Consider the following 23,627-nt stretch of genomic DNA (forward strand, 5'->3'; position numbering starts at 1 on the left):
GGAAGGCATCCGCACACCTCGCTGCGCACGAGGTGCGTGGGCCTCTAGTACGTCACGTTGCCGCTGCCACCGTCGAAGAGGATGTCGGAGCAGGAGAAGAAGTTCTCCTGGCTGTCCGAGCGGACCCACTGGATGAACAGCAGGGCGTCACCGCTGCGGCCGGAGGGCAGCGACAGGTCCCAGTAGTAGTGGCCGCCGTCCTGACCGGCGGAGCCCGAGGCCGGCGGGTTGGTGACCGTCTGGATCAGGTCCATGTCACCCCAGGCCAGCGGGGTGGTCGGGGACCAGCCCTGGTGGGTCAGGTAGACCCGGAAGTCACCGGGGTGCGCCGCCCAGTTGCTGTACTGGATCTGGATCGACGAGCCGGACGTCAGGTGCGTCTTGGGCCAGTCGGAGCGAGCGGCGTTGTAGGGGGAGAAGTTGTACGGGGACTTGTCGCCCGCGCTACAGATCTTCCCGTCCGGCACGTAACCCTGGCCCTTGCCCCCGGCGTTGGAGTCGAGGACGGCGAACCAGTTGTACAACGGCGTGGTACCGGCCGACGCAACGGCGGCCTTGCAGGCGGCGTTGGACGGGTTGAGGTCGCCGCCCGACTGCTGCCCGTTCTTGTAGCACAGGTAGGTGCGCGAACCGGGCATCATGGCGACGCCGTGGGCCGCTGCGGGTGTCGGCTGCGACACGAAGACGAAGGCCAGCAGCGCGGCCCCGAGCACACCCAACAGCCGCTGTGCGCGAACCGGGACCTTCGCTCTTTCAAGAGCTCGGATGACCATGAACGAGTCTCCTCTGGGGGGTAAATGCCACTACGGCAGGAGAGCCGGGTCCGTGGACCGGACGGACGCCGACCGGTGACGGCGGCACCTGACGCGTGTGCGGGTGGCGTGCTGATCGCGTGCCGCCTTGCGGGACACGCAATGAGCGGGTGATGCGGATGTCGCACCCATGCAACATGGGAGCGCTCCCATTAACGTAGCGCGCGCCAGTTGCGAGGTAAATGCTCTTGCGGACACTCTTCCATGCTTCATGGAATATTCTCACTATTTCCACAAGGAGTGCATGGACGAGCGTTACGGATGGGTTCAACCGGGCGGCGCCGCAGGGGAGTTACGGACCATGCCGTCGTTGCCCGAGGGGCGCCTGACCTGTTGTCAGTCGGTGGTGTCCAGCAGATCGGAGAGGTCGCCGCCGCGCAGCATCTCCAGGACGAGCTGGGGACTCTTCGCGGAGGTGCCGGTGATCCTGACGACGTGCGCCGGGCCACCCATCTCCTTGACCTGGACGCCGGAGAGCAGGGTGTGCCATGCAAGGTGACTCAACCGCGTGCTGCCGTGGGCGAGTTCCTTGCGCAGCGCGGCCGCGATCCCCTTCGCCTCGTCCGCGGAGGAGGCGGTGCGGCAGACCGTCTGGACGAGCTTGGTGGAGCTGCCGCCGACCACCCCGGCGCCGGCGACGAAGCCGGCCGGCTTCTGGACGTCGCTGGCCGGCGCGATGCGGGCGTTGCTCAAGGTGGCCACCAGGGGCTTGCCCAGGCAGTCGGCCACGGCTCGGAAGTCCTGGTCCCTGGCGAGGGTGTTCTTACCCCCCTGCGCACTGAGTATTTCGGCCCGGGCCCGGCTCGCGGCGCGCACCACGGTGTGGGGTCCGACCGCCAGCACGTCGAAGTCGGCAGTGCCGCGGGAGAGTTCGGCCAGTTCCTGGCTGAGGCGGTTCTCGTTGTCGGGAGCGAGTCGCCAGAGGGTGAGCGGGCCTGCCGTGCCGTCCTTCGCGGCGCCCAGTTTCTTCGCGTGGTCGACGACCGCGGCGGTGTCGACCCCGCCGTCGAACCGCCCAGCACCGTGTGACTGGCCGACCTCGACAGCCCGGTCGGCGGTGCCGCCGGACAGACCGAGCTGCGCCCTGGCCTCCGGGTCGCGCTCCCAGGTCGTCGACCAGCCGTAGGACGCCATGCCCCGGAGTTCCTCCGGTGTCTTCCCGCCGCCGAGGGCACGCTGGGCCGCCAGGTCTCCGTAGGTGGTCCAGGCGCGCGAGGTATCGGTGGCTTGAATCTGGTTCAGCGTCTTCACCAACGAGGTGGCGTCCGGTCCGACGGGGGGTGCCGAACTCGGCTTCGCCGGGCTGTCGCCGCCCGAGCTGCACCCTGCGGTGGTCAGCGCCGCCAGAACCATGACCGCCGCGGCCGCGGCAAGCCTCGCGCGTTGCATCGGTGCGTTCCCTTCGTTGGGTGAGAGCCGGTATCGCTGGTGCGCTGCTCCACGCGTGTGGAAGCGCTCCCGAGAAAACGTCGCCGGGCGCGACTGTACGGCGACTGGAACGTGCGTGGGGAGGCATTGGGGGAAACATCCTCGCCGCTCACAGGTGCGAACCCGCGGTTTCCCGGCGAAACTCGGTGCTACCACCCACGTTGCTCGCCGGGTTGCGCGGGCCTTCCCAACGGCATACGGCGCCGCTACTGTGAGCCAGCTATGGAAGCGCTTCCAAGATCACTGTTTTCCGGCGCTCCCATGGCTCTCCTGTCGCGAGAACGAAGGGATGCCCCCCATGAGACGCCATGTCTCGCTCCTTGCGTCCGCGCTGGCCCTCTTCGCCGGTGCCGTGTTCTCCGCCGTCGCTCCCGCGATGGCCGATCCGGGGCCGGCGGTCGCAGCCGAAGCGCCCGCGTTGCAGGTGTCCGGCAACAGGCTCGTCGACGCCGGCGGTGCCACCCACCGGTTGCTCGGGGTCAACCGCTCCGGCGGTGAGTTCGCCTGTATCCAGGGCAACGGGTTCTGGGACGGACCGATGGACCAGGCATCCATCGACGCCATCAGGTCCTGGCACGTCAACGCGGTACGTGTGCCGCTCAACGAGGAGTGCTGGTTGGGCACCGCCGACGTGCCCGCCGCGTACGGTGGCGCGGCGTACCAGAGCGCCGTCAAGGACTACGTGAACCTGCTGCTGGCAGGCGGCATCACCCCGATCGTGGAGATGCACTGGAACTACGGCGCGTACAGCGGCCCGTCGGCGGGCTGCTCCGACGCCGAGGCGACCTGCCAGAAGCCGATGCCGGACGCCCAGTACGCGCCGGACTTCTGGAAGGGCGTGGCGGGTGCCTTCAAGGACAACCGGGTGGTCCTCGACCTGTTCAACGAGCCGTACCCGGAGCGTGCCACGGGCAGTGAGGCCTCCGGCTGGACCTGCTGGCGCGACGGCGGCAGCTGCCCCGGCATCGGCTATCAGGTCGCCGGGTTCCAGTCCCTGGTCGACACGGTGCGCGCGACCGGGAACACCGATGTGATCCTGCTGGGTGGTCTTGCGTACTCCAACGACCTCACGCAGTGGTTGCAGTACAAGCCGCAGGACCCGACGGGCAATCTGGCCGCGTTCGCGCACCTGTACAACTTCAACTCCTGCTCGAACACGTCCTGCTTCGACAGCCAGCTGGCGCCCGTGGCCCAGCAGGTCCCGTTGACTCTTTCGGAGATCGGCGAGAACGACTGCTCGCACGGCTTCGTCGACCAGGTCATGAACTGGGCCGACCAGCACGGCGTCGGCTACCTGGGCTGGACCTGGAACACCTGGGACTGCGGCAGCGGTCCGTCGTTGATCAGCGACTACGACGGCACGCCGACGGCCTACGGCCAGGGCCTGAAGGACCATCTGGCCGCGGTGGCGGCCACCGCACGGGCCGGGCGCGACTGACACACCGCCTGCGCGTTCCGGCTCCCTCACCACGGAACGGGGCCGGTGTGACGATCTCCCGGCGAATCGTCACACCGGCCCCCTCGCCGCGCTCAGTGCGAGTCGCGAGGGACGGCGTGGCCCCGGGTGCCGGACAGGAAGTCGAAGTCGGCGCCCAGGTGGGCCTGCTGGACGTGCCGGCGGTACAGCCACGCGTAGCCGCCGGGGGTCGTGGGCGCGGCGCCGTCCGGTGCGCCGGGGGCCTCGCTGTTCCCGGCCGCGGCGGCGTCGGCCTGGGCACGGCGGTTGTCCAGCTCGGCATCGTCGACCAGCAGGGACAGTGCGCGCGCCGGCACGTCGAGGCGGATGCGGTCGCCGTCGCGCACCAGGGAGAGCGGTCCGCCCACCGCCGCTTCGGGGCTGACGTGCAGGACGACGGTGCCGTAGCCGGTGCCGCTCATCCTCCCGTCGCTGATCCGCACCATGTCCGAGACGCCCTGCTTGAGCAGTTTGGTGGGCAGGGCCACGTTGGCGACCTCCGGCATGCCCGGGTATCCCTTGGGCCCTGCGCCGCGCACCACGATGATGTCGTCGGCCGTGATGTCGAGGTCGGGGTCGTCGCTGACCTCGTGGTAGGCCTCGGGTGAGTCGAAGACGCGTGCCCTGCCCTCGTGGACCAGGAGTTCGGGGCTGGCCGCTGACTGCTTGAGCACGGCGCCGTCCGGGCAGAGGTTGCCGCGCAGCACGGCGGTGCCGGTGCCGGCCGGCTGGAACGGGGCGTCCCAGGGGTGGATCACCTCGTCGTTGAAGCACTCGGCACCGGCCACGTTCTCGCCGACGCTGCGGCCGGTCACGGTGAGGCACTCGGGGTGCATGACCCCGGCGTCGATGAGCCGGCGCAGCACGACGGGCAGCCCGCCCGCGTAGGCGAAGTCCTCCATGAGGAAGCGGCCGGACGGCATCAGGTCGACCAGCGTGGGCACGTCCCTGCCCAGTGCGTCGAAGAGGTCCAGGTCGAGTTCGACGCCGTCGATGCGGCCGGCGATGGCCATGAGGTGGATGAAGGCGTTGGTGGAGCCGCCGATGGCGGCGTTGGCGCGGATGGCGTTCTCGAACGCCTCGCGGGTCATGATCGCGCTGGGCCGGATGTCGCGCTCGACGAGGTCGACGATCGCCCGGCCGGCCTGCTGGGCCACCTCGAAACGGCGGGCGTCCACCGCGGGGTAGGCGGCGCTGCCGGGCAGTTGCATGCCGAGCGCCTCGGCCATGCACGCCATGGTGGAGGCGGTGCCCATCGTCATGCAGTGGCCCTTGGAGCGCGCCATGCAGCCCTCGGCGGCGCGTGCCTCGCACTCGCTCATCCGCCCGGCCGCCAGCTCGGCCTCGAACTTCCAGACATGGGTGCCGGAGCCGACGTCCTGTCCACGGAACTTGCCGTTCAGCATCGGGCCGCCGGTGACCATGACCGTGGGCAGGTCGACGCTGGCGGCGCCCATGAGCAGGCCAGGGGTGGTCTTGTCGCAGCCGGAGAGCAGGACCACGCCGTCCAGCGGGTTGTTCCTGATGAGTTCCTCGGCGTCCATCGCCATCAGGTTGCGGAAGAGCATGGCGGTGGGGCGGATGATGGTCTCGCCGGTGGACAGCACGGGGAACTCCAGCGGGAAGCCGCCGGCCTGGAGCACGCCGCGCTTGACGGCCTCCGCGACCTCGTCCAGGTGGGAGTTGCACGGTGCGAGCTGCGACCAGGTGGTGGCGATGCCGATGATCGGGCGCCCGTCGAACATCTCGTCGCCGTAGCCGCGGTTGCGCATCCAGGAGCGGTGGATCATGCCGGCCCGCCCCGAGGCGCCGAACCAGGCCTGGCTGCGGCGGTCGGCGCGGTCGGTGCCCGCGCCGGCGGGACGGTCCGCGGCGGGGCCGTCCTGTGCCGATGTGCCTGTGCTGTCCTTGGTGCTCATGCGTCGGCGCCCATGCCTTTCGTGTGACGTGTCGGTGGCCCTGGTGTCGCGCCACCGGGGTGCGTGCGGTCGGGCCCGCGTGCGGCGTGCCCGGCCCTGTCCCCCGTGATCCGTCCCCGCTTGTCCGTGCCCTCGCCGGTGTGCGTCGGTGGTCCGTGGCTCAGGGACCGGTGCCGACGGACCGTGCCGTTACGACAACTTTCCGGTGTTAATTAAGAAATTTCTTCGCAACGTTAAAACGCGGCTTCACCGCAGGTCAAGGGGGCCCTACCGAGGGGCCGGGGCCCCGGGGACCACGGTGGACGGGCCGCTCGCGAGGCCGGTCCCGACTGGCTCACGGCCCCGGTGCCCGCGCCGGCCGGGTACGCCTCGGCTCCGGCACACGGCGGCGCCCGGGAACCGGCGGGCCGCCCTCAGGGGGCGCCGCCGGGCTCGGGTCCCTGGTAGCCGGGCCGTGAGGAGTCGTCGATGCCGACCTCGTAGTGGATGCCGGGGCTGACGGTGTTGCCGCTGACATGGGCGTCGGTCGAGCCGATGGCCAGGCCGATGCCGTGGTCCGGCGCGGCGGCGAAGGTGTTGCCGGTGATGGTGGCGTGCTGCACGTCCTCGAACATGAGGGTCTGCGACGCCTCGAGCGTCTCGCAGTAGTTGCCGCGGATCGTGAAGTCGGAGGTGTGGCCGTGCCCGTCGCCCTCGCCGTCGTTCGGGCCCTCGGCCATCAGGCACATGTTGTCGATGTCCTCGCAACGGTTGTCCGCTATGAGGACGTTCCGGCTGGGCGGGGTGTCGCTGGCGAAGGTCTGCATGCAGTCGGCGTGCCGGCCGCCGCTGTTGCGGGTGCCGCGGATGGTGTTGTGCAGGATCTTCAGGTCGTCGCCGAAGAACCGCAGCCCGTCGCCGTCCCCGCCGCGCGGCCGGGTGACGGTGTTGTCCTGGACCGTGATGTCGTTCCCGGTCATCTCGATGCCGGGCGCTTCGGGCTCGTCGAGGACGTAGTTCTTCACCACGACGTGGTCGGCCTCCACGGTGATGCCGTCGACGGACCGGCCCTGCCCGTCGTAGACGTCCGGCTGGTCGGCGGTGCCGCCGTCGGTGATGACCAGGCGGTCATCGGCGGCCACCTGCCGGGCGGTGGCCGTGGCGGGCGGTCCGGCCGCCGGCGATCCGTGGGCCCGGTCCCCGTTCGCGACCAGGACGAGGGAGGTGGAGAGCAGGGCCAGGCCGCCGAGCAGCGACCACAGGATTCGCCGGCGGTGCGCGCCGCGGTGCTTCGTCGTCATGGCGCCGGACGCTAGTGCCGCGCCGTGGGAGGGGTCCGGTGGCGCGCCCCGCACCCTGAGGTGCGGAACCGGAGCGGGAGGGGAGGCGGCGGTGCGCAGCGGACGGCCCGTCGGTTCACCGGGTGCTCATCCGCTTCGCGGCGCTGGTGGCGACGGATCTGGCGATGTCACACAGCCTGTCGGTGGACTGCGGACCGTGGACGGCGAGGTAGAGGTGCTCGACGACGTGGTCACCCGTGGTGTCGGTGTACGCACGGTGCACGGTGCGCACCATGCAGGTGTGCGGGCCGTCCTCCTCGGGGGCGAGGTAGCTCTGCGCTCCGCCGAGTCGCACGAGCTGCCCGTCGTCCGTGAGGTCGTTGTCGCGGCTGAAGCGCAGGTACAGGCCCGCGTCGGAACCGTCGCTGTCCCAGGTGCAGTCCCAGCGGGCGATGTCCGGTTCCTTCTCCCGCGGGTCGAGGCCGCCCATCGCCTTGGCGGCGTCCGGGTCCAGCAGGTCACAGGCGTCGAGCCGCGCCAGCGAGTTCGGCGGGAACGGGTTGCGGCGCCGGGGCACGGGTGCGCGGTCGAGCAGCCCGATGGCGTGGGCGGTGGCCTTGTCGGCGAGGGCGCACACGTCGAGGGAGGTCTCTTCGAGCCGCTTCACCGTGAACTCGACCTGGTTGCCGTCGAGCAGCTGGATCACTCGATCGCACGCGTCGTCCTCCTCGGACGTCTCGACGACGGTGAGCCTGCCGGCCTTGCGGGCGTGCGACTGCGAGTCCGGCGCGGACGCGTCGGAGGAATAGGCCAGTTCGATGTCGACGATGTCGTCGTCGCCCCGTGCCACGAGCACGTCGCAGCGGTTGAACTCCCCGTAGGCCGGGTCGACGTGGACGTCTCCGTACTCGTCGAACGGCTTGGTGCTGAGGAGGGCGCACGGGTCGGCGGTACGGGGGTTCCCCAGGACGCCGGCGTTCGGGGCGACGGAGGTCTGCGGCGTCGCTCCCCCGCCCTTGGTGTCGGAGCCGGCGCCCCCACCCGGGCCCCAGAGGAGGAAACCGGCTGCGACGGCCGCCGCCGCGACCACCGCGGCCCCGCCGATCGCCAGCGGGACCTTCCGCCGCCCGGGCCGCGGCCAGCGGAGCCCCGACCCCCTGCGCCGCAGCAGCGGCAGCGTCACGGACCAGGTGGGTTCGTCGGCGTCCGGCCGGCCGCCGGGCTGCATGGCCGGCGCGAGCCGGCTCAGCATGTCGCGCGCGCCGGCCGCGGTCGGCCGCCGCTTCGGGTCGGGGTCCAGCAGGGCGGCGAGCGTCCTGGTCAACGGGCCGGCCCGGCGCGGCGGTTCGATCGCGCCCGCGAGGGCCCGGCCGAGGTAGGCCAGCGGATTGTCGGCCTCGCCGTACGGCGAGCGGCCCTCCACGGCCGCGTAGAGGGTGGCGCCCAGCGAGAACACATCGGACTTCTCGCTGCTCGGCCGGCCGCCGGCCAGCTCGGGCGGGAGATAACGGGGCTTGCCGCGCACCCCGCCGGCGCCGGTGCCCGTGCCGGTGGCATCGACCGTGGGGTCGGACCAGATGGCCCGGGAGATCCCGAAGTCGGTCAGCTTGGCCACGCCGTCATCCCGGACCAGCACGTTCTCCGGGGTGAGGTCGCCGTGCACCACGCCGACCGGCGGGGCGTGCGAGACGGCGAGCGCATCGGCGATCTGCCGGCCGATGGCCGCCGCCCGCACGGGGCTGAGCGGACCGTCGGCGAGGATCTGGGCGAGGCTGCGCGCGGGCACGTACTCCATGACGATCCAGCAGGTGGCGTCCTCCACCACGAAGTCGAAGACCTCGACGATGTGGGGGTGGTGCGGCTGCGCGGCGTTGCGCGCCTCGCGCACCAGGGACTCCTTGAGCCGGTCGGCCGACCTGTCGTCGCCGGTGGGCGCCGACTTCAGTGCGACCAGGCGGCCGAGCAGCTCGTCGTGGGCCCGCCAGACCTCACCCATGCCGCCTCGGCCGATGAGCCCTTCCAGACGGTATCGGCCGGCCACCTTGCCGCCCGCTGCCCTGCCCTGCACGCGAATCCCCCGTAGTCGCCGAGAGTGGGATCGGGCACGGAGCGTACTCCACTTGTGACAGGGCCGCAGGCCGGCGACGCCGGTGGTCGCGGCGGGTGGCGCCCGGCGGCGGGGAGCGTCACCGGGTCACCTCCGCGACGTAGGGACGGCCCTCGCGCCAGGCCGCCACCTGCTCGGGGCGGCCGAAGACCTGGAGGTACTCCTCGACCCGCTGGGCGGCCTCGTCCCAGACGGAGACGGGATCGTAGTCGGACTCCTCACCACCGGTGAAGACGTCCAGCGGCGCGACGACGGTGTCCAGCGAGGGGTGCACGAAGACCGCGGACGACCGGCGGGTCATCGAGCCGCCGGCCACCACCCGGTGCCGTCCGGCGTGCAGCCGGCCGTCGGTCCACGTGGTCAGCAGGGTGCCGGTGAACACCTGGAGCGCGCCCGGCACGATCGGCACCGGGGTCCAGCCGCCGTCCGGGCGTTGCCCCTGGAGCCCCGTGTAGTCGCCCTCCTGGTGCAGCACGGTCAGCACCGAGCCGTCGGCATGCTCCAGCAGCAGGAGCTTGTCGGCGTCGGGGACGTCCTCGTCTGCGGGCGTGCCCGGGGCGGCGCCGGCGGCTGCGTCCCTGCCGTTACCCGGGTGGGTCCATGTGGGGTAGTTGTTGACGGTGAAGTGCGTGTACTCCGGCCCGTCGCCCATCGGGAAGGTGTCCGGCGGCACGCCGAGGGCCCGGGCGTACAGGGTGAGCACCTGCCGGGCGACCCCGATCATGGCGTCGTGGTAGCGGACCGCGGTGGAGCGCAGGTCGGGCTCCTGCTCCGGCCAGACGTTCGGGTGCGCGTACAGCTGGGCCTGTTCCTCGGTGAGGCCGGCGGCCCGGGCGTCCTCGGGGGTGTCGAACTGGCCGATGCTGAAGCGTTCCAGTTCCAGGCGCCCGAAGTCGTCCGGCCACTGGCGCCAGCCCCGGTAGGGGTGGCCGGTCGGGCTGGCCAGCCGGCTCTTCTTCTCGTACGGCAGGTCGAGGACGCGCCCGACGCTTCGGTGGAAGCCGTTGATGAGCTCCTGCGGCACGCCGTGGTTGACGACCTGGATGATGCCGTACTGCTCGGCCGCTGCGCGCACGGTGGCGAGCAGTTCGGCGGGGGCGGAGTCGCTGAGGGCCGCTGCCAGGTCGATGGTGGGGATCCCGCCGGTCGGCGCGGTGGAAGCGGCGGCTGCCTGAGGTGTGTCGAGGGACATGGTGTGCAGCTCCTGGGGTCGGGTTCCGGGCGGGTTCACTGCTCGGTCAGGGTGCGCAGGACGTCGGACAGCGCCGCGGGCTGGTCGATCTCGATGCGGTGTCCCGAGTCGGCCACGGTGACGACCTCGCCCCGGGGCACCTGTTCGTTGAAGCGGTCGACGACCTCGCCGGACAGCACGCCCTGCTCGGCGCGTACGAGCAGCGGAGCGGCGGGCAGAGCGGCCAACTGCTCCCAGAGGGTGTCGTCGTCGAAGCCGGCGGGTCCGCTGTCGGCCAGGCTGCCCAGGTGGTGCCGCCAGCCCCAACTGCCGTCGGCGGCCTGCACGGTCTCCAGCTCCGCCTCGCGCGCCACGACGGTCTCCGCCAGCCACGGCGCGGCCCCGGCGAGCCAGGCCCGCGCCTCGTCCCGCGAGGTGAACCGGGGACTGGGCCACGGCCACGGCGCCTGCTGGTCCGCGGTCTCACCCGCCGCTCCGGGCAGTGTGTCGATCAGCACGAGCCGCCCGACGACCTGCGGGAAACGGGCGGCCACCGCGACAGCGGCCAGGGCGCCGAGACCGCGGCCAGCGACGACGGGCCCACCGGGCGCGTACGAACGGATCGCCTCCTCCAGCGTCTTGGCCAGCCTGCGCGGCCGGTAGTCACCGCTCTTGATCCACGTGGACCTGCCGTGCCCGGGCAGATCGACGGCCACGGCGGGCCGGCGGTAGGCCCGCAGTACGTCGTCGAAGGCGCGGGCGCTGGTCGCGGCCCCGTGCAGCAGCACGACGCCGGGCGGCTCGGCGGGGTCCCAGCAGACGCCGCTGACATGGCGTTGTCCGCCGACCACCACGGTCATCCAGCGCCGCTCGATCACCGGCGGGGCACCGGTGTCCGGGACGGCACGGAGCAGCTCGGCGAACTCGTGGGGCTCGGCGGCGGTCGTGACAGACATGAGTGTCTCCGGGGGTACGGGCGGACGGAGGGGTGTCGCCGGTGCGGCGGGGCACGTCTGCAAAGGGGACGAGGCCCGGGCAGGCGCAGGGCGTGCCCTCGGACGGGGTCCTCCAGGTGACGGTGGTCAGCGCACGGGACAGGCAGCGGACATGGCGTGTGCCCGTGCCTGCTGCGCGTTCACGAGACGGGTTCGGCGGGCGTGGCCGGCGCCCTCGGGCACTACGGTCGCAGCCGGGCGGGAGCGGGTCAATGCAGGCCAGAGGGGTGAATCGGCACAGAATTGAAGCAGTTGCCGACGGCTGGGGGCGGGGCGGGCGCTGGGACGGGTTGCTCAGGCGGTGGCGGTGGCGGTGGCCGCGGGCGGCGTGGCGTGGCCGGGCGGGTGCTGTTCCGGTGCCCCTGGTGGCCCGTACGCTGAACACGTGGTCATAAAGCGGCATACCTCCACGCACCGCAGGGCCCGGACCGGGCCGCTGTCGGGGCGCGGCGACAGGGTGTTACCGGCTCCTCGGCACGGGCCCTGAAGCTGCCCCCACTCGCACGGATGCCGTCCCACCCCGGCTCCCGGAGCCCGGCGGGCACCCACCGACGACGACGTCGCGCAGTCAGATCCTGGATCGGTCGGACGGGAGCGGTCGAGCATGCACCCGCAACACACCCATACGTCAACCCACACTTCCCCGCACACCGCCACGAACGACGACCCCGACGCAGGCCGCCCGACCGGCGACCGGCTCTCCGACGGCGAACCGGACGGCGGCTACCCGTCCGTGGAAGACCTCGTCCGCTCCGCACGGTCCCGGTTCGGCCGGCTCGCACCGCGCGACGCTGCGCGCGAGCAGGCCGGCGGGGCGCTGCTGGTCGATCTGCGTTCGGAAGGGCGCAGACGCTGTGACGGGGAGGTCCCCGGTTCGCTGGTGCTGGAGCGCAGCCTGCTGGAGTGGCGCCTCGACCCGTGCAGCCGGTGGCGGCTGGAGGAGGCGGTCGACCACGAGCTGCGGGTGATCCTGCTCTGCCCGGTCGGCCAGATGTCCAGCCTTGCCGCGGGTGCCCTGCACGATCTGGGGCTGCACCGCAGCACCGACGTCGTCGGCGGCTTCGCTGCCTGGCGCGCGGCGGAGCTGCCCGTCACCTGGGGCGTGACCCCGGTCGGGTCCTACGTCGGCTCGCCCGCGCCGTCGATCGGCCTCGACTTCGGCGGGCAGCAGCTGCTGGTCGACGGTGAGCCGGTGCCGCTCACCCGGCTGGAGTTCCGGGTGATGGGCGAGTTGCTCCGGGCCGGTGGGCGGGTGGTGTCACGCCAGGAGCTGCGCACCAGCATCGGTGACTGGCGGGGCAGCCGCAGCCGCTCGGTCGATCTCCATGTGCACCGCATCCGCCGCAAGCTCCCGCCCGCCGCGGCGGACCTGCTGACCACCGAGTGGGGCATCGGTTTCCGGCTGCGGACCGGCCGCGGCGACGGTTGACGGACGCATGGGCCAGGGGCGGGCGACCGGTTCAGGCGTGGCTGACCTCCACCATCTCGAAGTCGGCCTTCGCCGCGCCGCAGTCCGGGCAGCACCAGTCGTCCGGGATGTCCGCCCAGCGGGTGCCGGGCGCGATGCCCTCGTCCGGCCAGCCCTCCGCCTCGTCGTAGACGAAGCCGCACACCTGGCACTCCCACTTCTTCATGCCGGACTCTCCACGCACTCGAAATCGATCTTCTCCCGTACCCCGCAGTCCGGGCAGCACCAGTCGTCGGGGACCTCGCTCCAGGGGGTGCCGGCGGGGAAGCCCTCCCTGGGGTCGCCGGTGGTCTCGTCGTAGACGTAGTCGCAGACGGGGCAGGCGAAGCGGCTCATGCGGCGTGTCCGTACCGGGCGAGGATGGCGTCCCGTTTGGAGGGCTGGATGTTGGCGCGGGTGACGTCGCCCCCGTAGTGGTCGATGACGCGCTTGTCCATGACGCGGCGCCAGATCGGGGGGAAGTAGGCCATGAGGATCATTCCGGCGTAGCCGGTGGGGAGCTCCGGGGCCTCGTCGAAGTTGCGCAGGGCCTGGTAGCGGCGGGTGGGGTTGGCGTGGTGGTCGCTGTGCCGCTGGAGGTGGTACAGGAGGATGTTGGTGACGACGTTGTCGCTGTTCCAGCTGTGCTTGGGGGCGCAGCGCTCGTAGCGTCCGCTGGGGGTGCGCTCCCGTCCGAGGCCGTAGTGCTCCGTGTAGTTGATGACCTCCAGCAGGCTGAAGCCGAAGATCGCCTGGGCGACGAGGTACGGCAGGATGCCGGGCCCGAAGGCGATCGCGAGGGCGGCGAAGAGCACGACGGACATCAGCCAGGCGTTGAGGACGTCGTTCTTGATGGTCCAGGGGCCCTTGCCCGAGCGGGCCAGGCGCTTCTTCTCCAGGTGCCACGCCGAGCGCAGGCTGCCGGAGACGGTGCGCGGCCAGAACCGCCAGAAGCTCTCGCCGAGCCGGGCGCTCGCGGGGTCGTCGGGGGTGGCGACGCGGACGTGGTGGCCGCGGTTGTGCTCGATGAAGAAGTGCCCGTAGCAGGTCTGCGCCAGGTTGATCTTGGAGAGCCAGCGCTCCACGCTCTCCTTCTTGTGGCCCAGTTCGTGGGCGGTGTTGATGCCGATACCGGCGACGCCCCCGCAGGTGATCGCCAGCACGATGCGCCATCCCACGGCGATGTCCCCGGACGAGATCACCCAGCAGCCGAAGACGAGCCCCGCGTACTGGAGCGGCACGTAGAGGTAGGTGCACCAGCGGTAGTAGTGGTCCGCCTCCAGCCAGGCCAGCACGCTCTGCGGCGGGTTCGCGTCGTCCTTTCCGATGAGCGGTTCCAGCAGCGGCACGAGCACGTAGATAGTGGCGGCGCCCGCCAACCACATGACGCTCCAGCCCGTGACCTTCACCAGCCCGTAGCAGATGAACGGGAACAGGGGAATGACCAGCCCCAGCAGCCACAGATAGCGCTTCGGGTCACGCCACGTGACCTGCTCCTCTCCCGCCCCGATTGTCTGTGTCATGGACCGACTCCTCGCATAGAGCATGTTCGCGTCCTACTGCCCAGCAGTTAGACAGTTTCCAGGTAGAGTGTCAACGGATCCGACAAGATGAATACGCAGGAATCACGTACGAGTTACGGCATCCAGGGCCTTCGCGCTGCCCGCGCGGCGCCCTCCGGACGGACCCGCCCGGCCAGCCCGACGGTCGGCCGCTGCCGCAGGAGCGGGTGAAACCAGGGCTAGAGTGGGGCGACGATGACCAGATTCCGCGAAAGCGTTCGCTCGCTGCTCCGGGAGCAGGTGCTGAACGCGGCCTTCGACCTCGTCGCGGCCGAGGGCTGGGGCCGGCTCCGGCTGGCCGCCGTGGCCCGTACCGCAGGCATCAGCCGGCAGACCCTCTACAACGAGTTCGGCTCCAAGGAGGCCATCGGCCGGGCCCTCGCCGAGCGGGAGGCCGAGCGCTTCCTCCTCGGCATCCAGCAGGAACTCGACGCGCACCGGGACGACCTGGAGGCGGCGGCGGTGGCGGGCGTCGGCTACACGCTGCGGCAGGCCTCGGACAATCCCCTGATCAAGGCCGTGGTGACCAGCGCGGGCGGCGGCGAGGACGACCTCCTGCTGACCTATCTGACCACCCGCCCCGAACCGGTCTTCAACACGGCCACGGCCATGCTCGACGCCTATGTGACGGAGGTCTGGCCGCAACTCGACGCGGAGTCCCGCGGCCTCGCCGTCGAGGCGGTCGTGCGGCTCACGGTCAGTCATATCGTGCAGCCGGGCACCTCACCCGAGGAGTCCGCCCGCCGGATAGCCCAGATCACCGCCCGTATCGCGCACGCCCCGCGCACAACCCGCTGAGCAGCCCGGCAGACCGAGCAGCGACGCAGACCGAGCAGCCGGAAGACCCGGAGCGCACCCTCCCACCGGCGGTGCGCCCCAGGCCCGTCACTGTTCGCAGCAGAACCTCAGTTCCAGTCGGTCAGCCCGGCACCGTACGGATAGAGCGGTTTCCCGTAGCCCGTCGGCACCGGCTGTCCCGCGTCGATCTTCGCCCGGATCTCGGCGCGTTCGGCGTCGCTGGCGCCGAGGTCGTAGGGCAGGTCCCAGCTCTCGTTGGCGTCGGCCTGGGTGTCGGAGCCGCCCGACTTCAGGATCTGGTCCATGCTCGCGGGCAGCTGCCAGGGCAGGTGTCCGTGCGGGGTGTAGTCCCCGAAGAGCAGGCCGGCCGTCGCCGGGCCGACCTCTTCGCCGCCGCGGTAGGTCACCACGATGGCGTCGGCGAGGCCGTTCCAGTCGCTGATGACGATGGGTCGGGGCAGGGTGAGCACCACGACCACCGGGATCCCCTGGTCCTTGAACTGCTGGATCAGGGCGCGCTGGTCGGCGGGCAGCTGGGGTTGGGTGTTCGGCCAGGCGGTGGCGTGCGTGTACGACGGTTCGCCCACGTTCACCACCGCCAGCTTGGGCGACGGCCCGGTGTCCTGGTAGACGTTGACGCCCGCCTGGGCGGCCCTGGCCTTGATGGCGTCCAGCATGTCCAGCGAGCCGTAGTTCGGGTGGAAGTAGCTGGACCAGATGCAGCAGGCGGCGCCGTCGGTGGCACGGTCGCCGGTGACCACGATGTTGTCGCCCGAGGACAGCTTCACCGGCAGCACGCCGTCGTTCTTCAGCAGGGTGTCGGACTCGCGTGCCGCCTTGTTCGCCAGCGCGACGTAGGACGGCTGGTGGAACCGGTAGGCGCCGTTCACCGGGTCGCCGTAGGGGTGCTCGAAGACGCCCAGTTCGAACTTGAGCGTGAGGATCCGGCGCACCGCGTCGTCGATCCGGGCCTGCGGCACCTGTGCCTCGAAGTCCGCCATGGAGAAGTCGGCGGATCCCGGGTCGGCGCCACCCATCACGTCGGAGCCGGCGTTGGCGGCGTTGATCCAGGCGCTGGAGGGCAGCCAGTCCGTGGTGATCAGGCCGGTGTAGCCCAGGTTGTCGCGTAGATAGGCGAGGATCTTGGCGCTGTCCCCGGCGCCGGGGCCGCCCGGGTCCAGGTAGGAGCTGCCCGCGTAGCCCGGCATGATGTTCACCGCACCGGCCTCCATCGCGGCCCTGAACGGGATCATGTGGTACTTGATCGTCACCCCGTCGTAGACGATGCCGGCCTCGCCGCCCGCGCCCTCACCGGGCCAGTGCTTGACGGTGGCGAGCACGGAGGACGGGTTGAGCTCCGGGCCGCCCTGCAACCCGGCGACCAGCGCCCGCAGCTGGGCCGCGGCCACGTCGGCGTTCTCGCCTCCGCCCTCCTGGATGCGGGGGTACAGGACCTTGGTGCCGACCTCGGCGAGCGGCGAGAGCGTGCCGCGCGCCCCGACCTCCAGCTCCTCCCGGCGCTGCATGTCGCCCAGCTGGTAGTCGAGCGGGTAGTCCTTGCCCGCGGCGAGGGTCGACTGCAAGGGGTACGTGGTCTGGTAGCCGGCGGTGGTGTCGCCCGCGGAGACGGGCGGGATGCCGAGCCGGGTGGCGGCCGTGGACAGCAGCACGTCGTGCAGGTCGGCGGGTTGCGCGGGGCCGAAGTGCCAGCCGGACATCGGGTACGACTGGACGTTGTAGAACATCTGGTACGCCTTCTCCTGCGGCGTCATCCTGCCGAGGAGGTCGTTCACCCGGGTGTCGACGGGCAGCCGCCAGTTCTCGTACGGCTCGACGGAACCGTTCTTGTCCAGGTCGCGGGCGCCGTCCACGATCGACACACCGTCGTCGACCTGCTCGACGTCCGGCAGGTAGACGCCGAACGTGCGGATCTTCGAGGTGGTCTGCTGCCCGGAACCGGACACCGCGACCACGAACCACCGGTACGTCCACCGGTCGGAGATGTCCCAGCTCGGCGTGTAGTCGGTGCCGGTGGTCTCGGCGACCTTGGTGTACAGGTCGAGCAGGTTGCCGGCGGCGGTGAAGTCGTAGTCGGTACGGCTGACGTTCAGCCACACCTCGTAGTGGGCGGTGCCGGACACCGCCGCCCAGGACAGCTTCGGCCGGCGGGTGTCGGTGACGAGGGCGTGGTCGGCGGGCGCCGTCAGTTCGAACTGGCCGGTGGTCGCCGGTGCCTTGGTGGGCCCGGAGAGCAGCGGCGGGGTGGCGGCGGAGTCGTCCACGGTCCCGTAGACCTGGAACTCCCACAGCGAGTAGCCGTACCCGGTGGCCCGTGCGGTGCCGGTGAACCTGACGTACCGGCCCTTGCCGGTGATGTCGAGCTGCTCGACGCCGCCCTTGCCCGCGGTGGTGGTGTGGATCGTGGACCACGTCGTGCCGTCGTCCGAGACGTCGATGTGGTAGCCGGTGGCGTACGCGGCCTCCCAGTTCAGCACGAGGCCGCTGATGTTGGCGGGGCCGCCGAGGTCCACCTGGAGCCACTGGTCGTCGCTGAACTCGCTGGACCACCGGGTGTCGGTACGCCCGTCCAGCGCCGCGGCCGGTGCATTGCCGCCCTCGTAGGACGACGCGGTGACCTGCTTGTACGCGGAGATGACGGTGCCGGAGGGGGCGGCTGCGGACCCGGCGTCGAGGGGGTGCACCGGGGCCGCTGTGGCGGGTGCGCCGGCCAGGCCGGCGAGTGCCAGCACCGCAGCGACGGCCACCGCGAAGGCCGGTCTGCACCTCCCGGCGGTGCGCAACAGTCGGGACAACGGGCTCATCTGCGACTCCCTGGAGGGTGATGTCCCCGAGCGTCGTCACCCGCCCCGGTTCGACGTTCGACGGTGGGCGACGGCGCCGCGCGGACGGCGTGGGGGTGGTCCGGGCCGTGGTGCGGGGCGGTCCGGGGAGAGAGCGGTGGGGTTCGCAGGGGTTCCGGGGCGTCCCGGGAGTCCCGGAACGCCCCGGAGAGCGCTCTCCGAGAGGAGAGCGTCGTCCACGACCGGGGCACTGTCAAGAGCGGGGGCGGCCACTTCCGGCATGCCGGGCGACGCCGGACGGCGCCGGGCACGGCCACGGACGACCGACGGACGACCGTTTGACGGACTCCCCTTCAGCGCCCGCCTTCCCTAACCCTCAGGTCAGCGCCCCTCGGGTCGCCGTCGCCCGCACGGCACCCTCTGACGGCGGCGCTTGGACGACCGGCCACGCCAACATCCGTACTCCGTCGCGCTGTCGGGCGTCTGGACAGAGCCAGGGAGGCGTGCTGTCATGCCAACGGCTCTTTACAACGTTGTACAGAACGGTACGACGAACAGTGGAGCCCGCCCCCGCTCCTGTGCCCGGAGGTACTGTGCAGCCATCATCCCCACCCCTGAGACGCCGTCTGCGCTCCTGGACGACGGCGCTCTTCACCGCGTTCGCCCTCACCGCCGCCCCGCTCGCCGTCCCCGCGGTCGGCGCGACGGCGGCCGGCGACTCCACCCCTGTTCCCGCGGCCCACGGCCTCAAGGGCGAGTACTACACGCAGACCGCCCCCGGTGCCTTCGACTTCGGCACCCTGAAGGCCACCGCCTTCGACCCCTCGCTCGACCTGCCCGACCTGGAGCCGAGGCTGACGGCCCGTACCGGCCAGGCCGACGACGACAGCGTCCGCTGGACCGGCGGCATCACCCCCACCACCACCGGTGATCACGTCTTCTCCGTCTCGGCGGACAACGGCTTCCGGCTCTGGATCGACGACAAGCTGGTCATCGACCACTGGGTCGACGACTGGGACAGCGAGCAGACCTCCGCGCCGATCCGGCTCGAGGCCGGCCACGCCTACCCCATCAAGATGGAGTACTTCGAGCACCAGGGTGGCTCGAACATGCACCTGAGGTGGACCCCGCCGGGCGGCACGAAGCAGGCCGTGCCGCAGTCCGCCTTCACCCTGCCGGACGGCTTCGAATACGACGGCCCGACCGAGGTGGCGGTGCAGCCGGACGGCCGCACCCTCACCCTGGACTTCGCCCAGCCGATGGCCGCCCCGCCGGCCGGGCTCGACGACCATCTCAGCATCGTGGTCGGCGGCTCGGTCTGGCCGCGCGGCACCACCACCCTCGACCCGGCCGACCCCCGGCGGCTCGTGGTCCCGCTGGACGAGCCGGTCGTGGGCGGCCACGGCGGCTCCGCCGACGTCCGCTACGACGGCGACGGCGGGTTGGGCGACGCCACCGGCAAGGCCGTCGCCGACTTCTGGACCAGCGGGGCCATCCACTCCACCTACCAGCTGAAGACCCGGTGGGCCGACGACGTCAGCGACACGAACGCCCACCCCGAGTACCCCCGCCCGCAGCTGACCCGCAGCGCCTGGCAGAACCTCAACGGGTCCTGGCAGTTCGCGGGGGCCACGGCGGGCGAGCAGCCGCCGTTCGGCAAGGACCTCGACGAGCGGATCCGGGTGCCGTATCCGGTCGAGTCGCAGCTGTCCGGTCTGGAGCGGCACGAGGACCGCATGTGGTACCGCCGCACCTTCACCGTGCCGGACGGCTGGCGGGTCGGCCACGGCAAGCGGCTCCAGCTGAACTTCGACGCCGTCGACTGGCAGGCCACCGTGTACGTCAACGGCCGGCAGGTCGCCGTGCACAAGGGCGGCTACGACCGGTTCGGCGTCGACGTCACCGACGCGTTGCAGAGCACCGGGCCGCAGGAGCTGGTGGTCGGCGTGTACGACCCGACCGACGCGTCGGACGGCGAGGACCCGCCGATGGGCAAGCAGCGCCTGGACCCGAGCGGCATCTGGTACACCCCGAGCTCCGGGATCTGGCAGACGGTGTGGATGGAGCCGGTCGCCGCGGACCACGCCGAGGCCGTCACGACCACGCCCGACCTGGCCGACGACACCGTCGCGGTGACGCCACGCGGGGTACCGGACGGGCTGCCCGTCACCGCCGTCGCCTACGACGGCGGTCGCGAGGTGGGCCGGGCCGCCGGCACCACCGGCACCGCGCTGTCCGTGCCGGTACCGCACCCCCACCTGTGGACCCCCGACGACCCGCACCTGTACGACCTGAAGGTCACCATCGGCCAGGGTGCCGGGGCCGATCGGGTGGGCAGCTACTTCGGCATGCGCTCCATCGGCGTGAAGACCGTCGACGGCACGCGGCGCACCGTGCTCAACGGCAAGCCGGTGTTCATGATGGCCACCCTCGACCAGGGCTTCTGGCCGGACGGCCTGCACACCGCGCCCACCGACGAGGCGCTCGCCTACGACCTGAAGGTGCACAAGGAACTCGGCTACAACGCGGTCCGCAAGCACATCAAGGTGGAGCCGGACCGCTGGTACTACTGGGCGGACCGACTCGGCCTGATGGTGTGGCAGGACATGCCCGCGATGGACAACACGGTGAACCCGTCGCCGGCCGCCCGCGCCGAGTACGAGGACGAGCTGGCCCGGATGATCCACCAGCACGACAGCCATCCGTCGGTGGTCATGTGGGTCACCTTCAACGAGGGCTGGGGCCAGTACGACCAGGCCCGCATCGCCGACCTGGCGGGGCAGCTCGACCCGACCCGCCTGGTGAACAACATGAGCGGCCTGAACTGCTGCGGTGCGCAGGACGGCGGCAACGGCGACATCGCCGACGCGCACGGCTACCCGAGTCCGCTGCTGCCGGCGCCGGACGGCCGGCGGGCGCTGGTGAGCGGCGAGTACGGCGGCCTCGGGCTGGCCGTGCCGGGCCACTCCTTCCCGGTGCAGCAGACGTACGTCTCGGTGGACCCGGAGAAGTACACCGACGAGTACCTGGCGCGCCTGAAGGAGGTCGAGCAGCTGGCCGCCTGCCACGGCAGCAACGGTGCCGTCTACACCCAGATCAGCGATGTGGAGGGCGAGCTCAACGGCCTGATGACCTATGACCGCAGCGTCCTCAAACCCGATGCCAAGCGGCTCAGGGACGCCCAGCGGGCGCTGATCGAGGGCGCCGAGGCCGGCACGCTGAGCTGCGACACGGCCTGATCCACCGTCCGGTACGCCGTGGCGCTCCGCACCCGGGGCGCCACGGCGTACCGCACCTCCGGGCGCCGTGGCGCGCCGGCGGCCCGCCCGGGACCGTGCTCCTCCCCCACTCCCCGGCCGAAAGGCATCTGCCATGTCCTTCACCCGACGCCGCTTCCTGACCACCGGTGCCCTCACCGCGGGCGCCGCCGCGCTGGCCTGCACCGCTGGGCCGGCCGCCGCCGCGTCCCGCCGGACCGCCGCGGTGACGCCCGCGGCCTTCACCCGGCTGCCGCCGGGCAGCATCACGGCGCGCGGCTGGCTCGCCGGCCAGCTGCGGCTCCAGCTCGACGGGCTGTGCGGGCGCTACGAACAGGCCTCCCACTTCCTCGACTTCGGCGCCACCGGGTGGGTGCACCCCGAGAACACCGGCTGGGAGGAGGTCCCGTACTGGCTGCGCGGATACGTTCCGCTGGCGATCGCCACCGGCGACGCGGACGCCCTCGCGAACGCCCGCCGCTGGATCGACGCGATCCTGGCCACCCAGCAGTCGGACGGCTTCTTCGGTCCCACCGCGCTGCGCACCCAGCTGAACGGCGGCCCGGACTTCTGGCCGTACCTGCCTCTGCTGATGGCGCTGCGGACGCACCTGGAGTACACCGAGCACACCGGCGCGGGCGACGACCGCATCGTTCCCTTCATGACGCGTTTCCTGCGCTACATGAACGCGCAGGGCACGGGCGCGTTCGACGCCAGCTGGGTCTCGTACCGCTGGGGCGACGGTCTTGACATCGTCCGCTGGCTGTACGACCGCAGCGGCGAGGACTTCCTGCTGGAGCTGGCCGGGAAGATGCACACCGGCGGCGTGGACTGGACCGCGGACACCCTGCCCACCCCGCACAACGTGAACATCGCGCAGGGCTTCCGCGAGCCCGCCCAGTACGCGCAGTTCAACGGGTCCGCCGAGCTGACCCGGGCCACGTACCGGACGTATGACGCGGTGCGCGGGGCGTACGGGCAGTTCCCGGGCGGTGGCTTCGCCGGCGACGAGAACGTGCGGCCCGGCTTCGGCGATCCCCGGCAGGGCTTCGAGACGTGCGGCATCGTCGAGTTCATGGCCAGCCACGAGCTGCTCACCCGGATCACCGGGGACCCGGTGTGGGCCGACCGGTGCGAGGAGCTGGCCTTCAACATGCTGCCCGCCGCGCTCGACCCGCAGGGCACCGGCACGCACTACATCACCAGCGCCAACAGCATCGACCTGGACGACGCGGTGAAGACCGAGGGCCAGTTCCAGAACGGCTTCGCCATGCAGTCCTACCAGCCCGGCGTCGACCAGTACCGCTGCTGCCCGCACAACTACGGCATGGGATGGCCGTACTTCGCCGAGGAGTTGTGGCTGGCCACCCCGGACGGGGGCCTGGCGGCGGCGCTGTACGCGGCGAGCGAGGTACGGGCCGAGGTGGCGGGCGGCACGGCCGTGACGATCACCGAGGACACCGACTACCCCTTCGACGAGACGATCACCCTGACCGTGTCCGTCCCGAACCCGGTGGCGTTCCCCCTGAGCCTGCGCGTGCCGGGCTGGTGCCAGGGCCCCGAGGTCACGGTCGCCGGTGCCCCGGTGACGGCGCAGGACGGTCCCTCGTTCGTCCGGATCGCACGCACCTGGTCCGACGGTGACGTGGTGCGCATCCGCCTGCCGCAACGCACCGCGGTGCGCACCTGGGCCGCGCAGTCCGGCGCGGTCAGCGTCGACCACGGACCGCTCGGCTATGCCCTGCGGATCGGCGAGAACTACGTCCGGTACGCCGGCGACGACGCCTTCCCGCAGTACGAGGTGCATGCCACGACCCCGTGGAACTACGCCATCGACCAGGACCCCGGCCTCTCGTTCAGCCGGGCCGGCGGACCGCTCGCCGACAACCCCTTCACGCACGACGGCACCCCGGTCCAGATCACCGCCCGGGCTCGCCGGCTGGCCGAGTGGGTCGCCGACGACGAGCATGTCGTGGCCCCGCTCCAGGCCAGCCCGGCTCTCAGTACCGCGCCCGTCGAGACGGTCACCCTGGTGCCGATGGGCGCCGCCCGGCTGCGCATCACCACCTTCCCGACCGCGGCGTCCGACGGCACCCCGTGGACACCCGAGCCGCCCTTCCGCCGGATCCGCAACAAGAACAGCGGCAAGGTGCTGGCCGTCGACGGCATGTCCACCGCCAACAGCGCCCGGGTGGTGCAGTTCGACAACACGCCCACCGGCGACCACGCCTGGCAGCTCGTCGACCGCGGCGACGGCTGGTACCTGATCCGCAACGGCCACAGCGGCAAGGTGCTCGGCGTCGACGGCATGTCCACCGCCAACAGCGCGATCGTCGTGCAGTACGAGGACAACGGCACCGCCGACCACCTCTGGCAGCTGGTCGAGGACACCCAGAACGGCGGCTGGTACCGGATCCGCAACAAGAACAGCGGCAAGGTACTGGGCGTCGACGGCATGTCGACGCAGAACAGCGCCCAGGTGGTCCAGTTCGACGACAACGGCACGGCAGACCACCTGTGGCAGCTGCTCTGACCGCTGCCACCCCGCGCGAGACCCGGAACCGAGACCCGGAACCGAGAGCCGCGCCACGCCCGCCGCCCCGCACCCGGAGCGG

General features: G+C 71.5%; 15 protein-coding genes and 1 pseudogene. 5 read left to right on the forward strand and 11 right to left on the reverse strand.

Annotation, left to right across the window (positions count from 1 at the left end; all coding sequences use genetic code 11):
- Nucleotides 1-50 precede the first annotated feature (50 nt).
- Nucleotides 51-773: pseudogene (locus NQO67_RS15155) on the reverse strand (lytic polysaccharide monooxygenase auxiliary activity family 9 protein); the annotation flags it as partial.
- A 375-nt stretch (nucleotides 774-1,148) separates the two neighbouring features.
- Nucleotides 1,149-2,201 (reverse strand): hypothetical protein, encoded by a 1,053-nt coding sequence (locus tag NQO67_RS15160; protein WP_255950488.1) that lies wholly within the window; start codon nucleotides 2,199-2,201, stop codon nucleotides 1,149-1,151.
- Nucleotides 2,202-2,538: 337 nt separating this feature from the next.
- Here NQO67_RS15160 and NQO67_RS15165 point away from each other — a divergent pair, with 337 nt between their 5' ends.
- Entirely contained in the window at nucleotides 2,539-3,678 is a 1,140-nt protein-coding gene (locus NQO67_RS15165; protein WP_374118995.1) for a glycoside hydrolase family 5 protein, read from the forward strand.
- 92 nt (nucleotides 3,679-3,770) lie between these two features.
- Here NQO67_RS15165 and NQO67_RS15170 read toward each other — a convergent pair whose 3' ends face one another.
- The 5 genes from NQO67_RS15170 to NQO67_RS15190 all read right to left on the reverse strand — a co-directional run bounded on the left by NQO67_RS15170 (nucleotide 3,771) and on the right by NQO67_RS15190 (nucleotide 11,108).
- Complete coding sequence (locus NQO67_RS15170) at nucleotides 3,771-5,486, reverse strand: IlvD/Edd family dehydratase (RefSeq protein ID WP_255950718.1); 1,716 nt, start codon at nucleotides 5,484-5,486, stop codon at nucleotides 3,771-3,773.
- Between the two features lie 542 nt (nucleotides 5,487-6,028).
- Nucleotides 6,029-6,895, reverse strand: a complete 867-nt coding sequence (locus NQO67_RS15175; protein WP_255950490.1) for a right-handed parallel beta-helix repeat-containing protein — start codon at nucleotides 6,893-6,895, stop codon at nucleotides 6,029-6,031.
- Nucleotides 6,896-7,010: 115 nt separating this feature from the next.
- A complete protein-coding gene (locus tag NQO67_RS15180; RefSeq protein WP_255950491.1) occupies nucleotides 7,011-8,942 on the reverse strand; it encodes a serine/threonine-protein kinase in 1,932 nt (643 codons plus the stop codon).
- A 118-nt stretch (nucleotides 8,943-9,060) separates the two neighbouring features.
- Nucleotides 9,061-10,173, reverse strand: coding sequence for a 2-oxoglutarate and iron-dependent oxygenase domain-containing protein (locus tag NQO67_RS15185; protein ID WP_255950492.1), 1,113 nt, complete (start codon nucleotides 10,171-10,173; stop codon nucleotides 9,061-9,063).
- Between the two features lie 35 nt (nucleotides 10,174-10,208).
- On the reverse strand, nucleotides 10,209-11,108 hold the full coding sequence (locus NQO67_RS15190) for an alpha/beta fold hydrolase (protein ID WP_255950493.1): 900 nt from the start codon (nucleotides 11,106-11,108) through the stop codon (nucleotides 10,209-10,211).
- Between the two features lie 643 nt (nucleotides 11,109-11,751).
- Here NQO67_RS15190 and NQO67_RS15195 point away from each other — a divergent pair.
- Nucleotides 11,752-12,576 carry a winged helix-turn-helix domain-containing protein gene (locus tag NQO67_RS15195; protein ID WP_255950494.1) on the forward strand — a complete coding sequence of 275 codons (825 nt, stop codon included), beginning with the start codon at nucleotides 11,752-11,754 and terminating at the stop codon, nucleotides 12,574-12,576.
- A gap of 31 nt (nucleotides 12,577-12,607) precedes the next feature.
- Here the strand turns inward: NQO67_RS15195 and NQO67_RS15200 are convergent, their stop codons facing one another.
- From NQO67_RS15200 to NQO67_RS15210, 3 genes are read right to left on the reverse strand one after another with little or no spacing between them, the layout of a single operon-like run.
- The gene (locus NQO67_RS15200; protein WP_255950495.1) at nucleotides 12,608-12,781 is read right to left on the reverse strand and encodes a rubredoxin; all 174 of its coding nucleotides are present in this window, start codon (nucleotides 12,779-12,781) and stop codon (nucleotides 12,608-12,610) included.
- The gene (locus tag NQO67_RS15205; protein WP_255950496.1) at nucleotides 12,778-12,951 is read right to left on the reverse strand and encodes a rubredoxin; all 174 of its coding nucleotides are present in this window, start codon (nucleotides 12,949-12,951) and stop codon (nucleotides 12,778-12,780) included. Before NQO67_RS15205 ends, NQO67_RS15200 begins: the two co-directional genes overlap by 4 nt.
- Nucleotides 12,948-14,117, reverse strand: a complete 1,170-nt coding sequence (locus tag NQO67_RS15210) for an alkane 1-monooxygenase (RefSeq protein WP_255950497.1) — start codon at nucleotides 14,115-14,117, stop codon at nucleotides 12,948-12,950. The genes NQO67_RS15205 and NQO67_RS15210 overlap by 4 nt, the downstream gene beginning before the upstream one ends.
- A 234-nt stretch (nucleotides 14,118-14,351) precedes the next feature.
- Between NQO67_RS15210 and NQO67_RS15215 the strand changes: the two genes are divergently transcribed.
- Nucleotides 14,352-14,954 (forward strand): TetR/AcrR family transcriptional regulator, encoded by a 603-nt coding sequence (locus NQO67_RS15215; RefSeq protein WP_255950498.1) that lies wholly within the window; start codon nucleotides 14,352-14,354, stop codon nucleotides 14,952-14,954.
- A gap of 107 nt (nucleotides 14,955-15,061) precedes the next feature.
- Here NQO67_RS15215 and NQO67_RS15220 read toward each other — a convergent pair whose 3' ends face one another.
- Nucleotides 15,062-17,776, reverse strand: coding sequence for a glycoside hydrolase family 3 C-terminal domain-containing protein (locus tag NQO67_RS15220; RefSeq protein ID WP_255950499.1), 2,715 nt, complete (start codon nucleotides 17,774-17,776; stop codon nucleotides 15,062-15,064).
- A gap of 593 nt (nucleotides 17,777-18,369) precedes the next feature.
- On the opposite strand from NQO67_RS15220, the gene NQO67_RS15225 reads away from it, so the two are divergent.
- Nucleotides 18,370-20,994: a PA14 domain-containing protein gene (locus tag NQO67_RS15225; RefSeq protein WP_305125881.1), complete on the forward strand. Its 2,625-nt coding sequence runs from the start codon at nucleotides 18,370-18,372 to the stop codon at nucleotides 20,992-20,994.
- A gap of 133 nt (nucleotides 20,995-21,127) precedes the next feature.
- Nucleotides 21,128-23,545: an RICIN domain-containing protein gene (locus tag NQO67_RS15230; protein WP_255950501.1), complete on the forward strand. Its 2,418-nt coding sequence runs from the start codon at nucleotides 21,128-21,130 to the stop codon at nucleotides 23,543-23,545.
- Nucleotides 23,546-23,627: the final 82 nt, after the last annotated feature.

This window comes from Streptomyces odontomachi (assembly GCF_024435355.1).
In the GTDB taxonomy this organism is placed as follows: domain Bacteria; phylum Actinomycetota; class Actinomycetes; order Streptomycetales; family Streptomycetaceae; genus Streptomyces; species Streptomyces odontomachi.